Origin of the sequence: Pseudomonas sp. SIMBA_067 (assembly GCF_046534675.1) — a bacterium.
Classification (GTDB): domain Bacteria; phylum Pseudomonadota; class Gammaproteobacteria; order Pseudomonadales; family Pseudomonadaceae; genus Aquipseudomonas; species Aquipseudomonas putida.
In genome coordinates, this window is record NZ_JAWRYH010001076.1 from 1 (window position 1) to 247 (window position 247).

The following is a 247-nucleotide window of genomic DNA, read 5'->3' on the forward strand; positions in this document are numbered from 1 at the left end:
GCCGCGACCAGGCGCGGCTCGACGCCGCGTTGCAAGACCTGCCCGAAGACCAGCGCGAGGTCTTCCTGCTGCGCCTGCACGGCGACCTTGAAGTGCCGCAAATTGCCGCCCTCACCGGCGCCCCGCTGGAAACCGTAAAAAGCCGCCTGCGTTACGCCCAGCAGAAACTGCGCCGCCTGCTGGCCGAGGAGATACCTGTATGACCGACTCCCGACAGACCCCGGATTCCGACGACCTGCTGATCCAG

1 protein-coding gene is annotated in these 247 nt (G+C 66.8%); it reads left to right on the forward strand.

Annotated elements, in window-relative coordinates; translation table 11 throughout:
* On the forward strand, window positions 1–203 hold a 203-nt coding region (locus SB765_RS32560), incomplete at its 5' end, for a sigma factor-like helix-turn-helix DNA-binding protein (protein ID WP_410932883.1).
* Between the last annotated feature and the right edge of the window lie 44 nt (window positions 204–247).